Origin of the sequence: Iamia sp., assembly GCF_035575815.1 — a bacterium.
Classification (GTDB): Bacteria; Actinomycetota; Acidimicrobiia; order Acidimicrobiales; family Iamiaceae; genus Iamia.
This window is the reverse complement of sequence record NZ_DATLXO010000183.1, coordinates 1-2,118: the sequence shown is the minus strand read 5'-3', so window position 1 is coordinate 2,118 and position 2,118 is coordinate 1. Positions and strand designations below refer to the sequence as shown.

The following is a 2,118-nucleotide window of genomic DNA, read 5'->3' as shown; positions in this document are numbered from 1 at the left end:
GCGATCACGCTGGCGGGGGAGGTCGCGCGCTACGGGGACATCGGGACGGAGAACCAGCGGGCGCTCGACACGGGGTACAACCGGATCGTCTACGACGACCTGCCGCCATCGGCGTTCATGGAGATCGGGGGCGTCCGCTATACCGGAGCCGAGGTCAACGCCATGTCCGACGACGAGCGGTACGACCTGGCCGACGCCTGGGTGGCCGACTGGGAGGGGCAGTACGCCGGGGAGCCGACGCTGGCGGCGTACAAGGCCGAGCGGGACGCCTTCAAGGGCAGCCACGACATGCTGACCGACTACACGACCTACAAGTCGTGGGTGTACAACGAGGAGCGGAACACGCTCGGGCTGCGGGGGTTCCGCCAGGAGATCGAGGCCAAGCAGCCGGACTCGGAGTTCGCCCGCGCGGTCGGGGACAAGCGGGCGGCACTCGCCAAGCAGGGGCACACGGGCGAGGAGCTGGAGGAGCGGCTGGACACCTGGGCGGCCAGCGACGAGGGGTACAACGCCATCATGGGGGTCCAGTCCAAGGGCGGGACCGAGACGGGCGCCGTCGTCTACCCCCAGCCGGCCAGCGAGCCGTGGATACAGGTCCCCACCTCGGACGGCAAGTACGGCTCGAAGGATTCCGAGGGGTCGTCCACGTCGCGGTTTCGGGGATCGCGGGCCACGCAGGCGAAGGGCGGCGCAGCCCGCTACGCGAAGGCGAGCGAGCCGTACGTCAGCCCGTGGGCGACGCTGCCGTAGTCGATGTTGGGAGCACCCGGCAGGACTCGAACCCACGTCACCGTCTTACGAAAGCGGTGCTCTTCCCCTGAGCTACGGATGCTTAGGGGCGGATTGGATACCGCCCCGTGTTCTGCCGTTGAACTACGCGCCCGAGGGCACGGCCGGGAATCGAACCCGACATACGCGCCCACTTTAGCACGCTCGCGTTGTGCATCCGGGCGGGATGGCGTATCTTGCGGGCGTACGCTGCTGGCGTCATCCGTGACGGAGGCAGCGAACATTGGAGGGTAGCCTGACGACATGGACGACGACGCGGCGTTGGACGCGATGCTTGACGGTGGCCCCGTGGCCTCCCCGGACGACTCCCCGGAGGGCACGGCCAGCGCAGCCGCCTCCCCCGTGGACGGTGACGGGCAGGTCGACGCAGGCGGCGAGCGGGTAGCACCCGAGGCCGACCCGGCGAACGCGGGCGCTGCCGACGAGCCGACCGACCAGGCCGCCGAGCCGGACGTGTCCGCCGCGACCGCGCCGACCGAGCCGACCGAGCCGACCACCCAGAACTGGGACGACCCCGCCAACCCCCACTACGCGGCCGCCCAGCGGTTCGCGGAGGTCCAGGCGGCGGCGGCGGAGATGGCGCGGCGCCAAGCGGAGGAGAAGCGGATCGAGGGTTGGCAGGCGGGGTTCGAGAAGCTGGCGGATGGGAACATCCCCGACGACGACCTACCCCGGTACGCCAACGCCCTGATCGCCGACATCCAGCAGCACGCCGCCGATCCGGTCACGGCCCAGCTCACCGAGCAGGGTCAGCAGTTCGGTCGGCTCCAGCAGTCCACCACGGCGCTCGTGATGGCGATGCAGGACGCGCTGCCGGCCGACCTCCAGGAGAAGGTGAAGGCGCGAGCCGCCCAGCTCCGGGAGTTCGACACCCTCCCCGCCATGCAGCAGCAGGTCTCGCTCAAGAAGCAGATGGAGACCGAGACGCAGGCGGCCCTCAAGACCATGCAAGACAAGATCGACAACCTCACCGCCCAGCTCACCGGCACCGCGCAGCGCGACTCGGGCGTCTTCCGCACCGAGACCGTCACGCACGGGGCCGCGAACGGTGGGCCGGCGGACGACCTGGACGACTACCTGAGCGGTGGTCGCTGGTAGCCCCTGACCGATATCTAGGAGGGCCGTGATGGCTCAGACCGTCTTCAACCGTCCCGTCAGCTCCTACGTCTCGGACTCCACCAGCGACCGGTTCATCCGGGACGTCTCGGAGTGGCCGAAGATGATCCGGCGGACCGACACCCCGCTCACGAACATGATCGGGTACAGCCCGCCGCCCGCGAAGCCCATGCAGAAGTCCGAGTGGGGGTCCAGCTACCCCGACCCGATCCG

General features: G+C 69.7%; 3 protein-coding genes and 1 tRNA gene. 3 read left to right on the top strand and 1 reads right to left on the bottom strand.

Annotated features, from left to right (window positions below; translation table 11 throughout):
* A partial coding sequence (locus tag VNL12_RS18685; protein WP_325596544.1) for a hypothetical protein occupies positions 1-750 on the top strand: 750 nt, incomplete at its 5' end.
* Positions 751-761: 11 nt separating this feature from the next.
* On the opposite strand, the gene VNL12_RS18680 is transcribed toward VNL12_RS18685, so the two are convergent.
* A tRNA-Thr gene (locus VNL12_RS18680) sits at positions 762-832 on the bottom strand.
* A gap of 200 nt (positions 833-1,032) precedes the next feature.
* Here VNL12_RS18680 and VNL12_RS18675 point away from each other — a divergent pair.
* Positions 1,033-1,887: a hypothetical protein gene (locus tag VNL12_RS18675; protein ID WP_325596542.1), complete on the top strand. Its 855-nt coding sequence runs from the start codon at positions 1,033-1,035 to the stop codon at positions 1,885-1,887.
* A 28-nt stretch (positions 1,888-1,915) separates the two neighbouring features.
* Positions 1,916-2,118: hypothetical protein (locus VNL12_RS18670; protein WP_325596540.1), on the top strand; the 203-nt coding region annotated here is incomplete at its 3' end.

What these genes read in the sequence shown, in the direction of transcription:
- VNL12_RS18675 (WP_325596542.1), top strand. Translation starts at nt 1,033, where the DNA reads ATGGACGACGACGCGGCGTTGGACGCGATGCTTGACGGTGGCCCCGTG.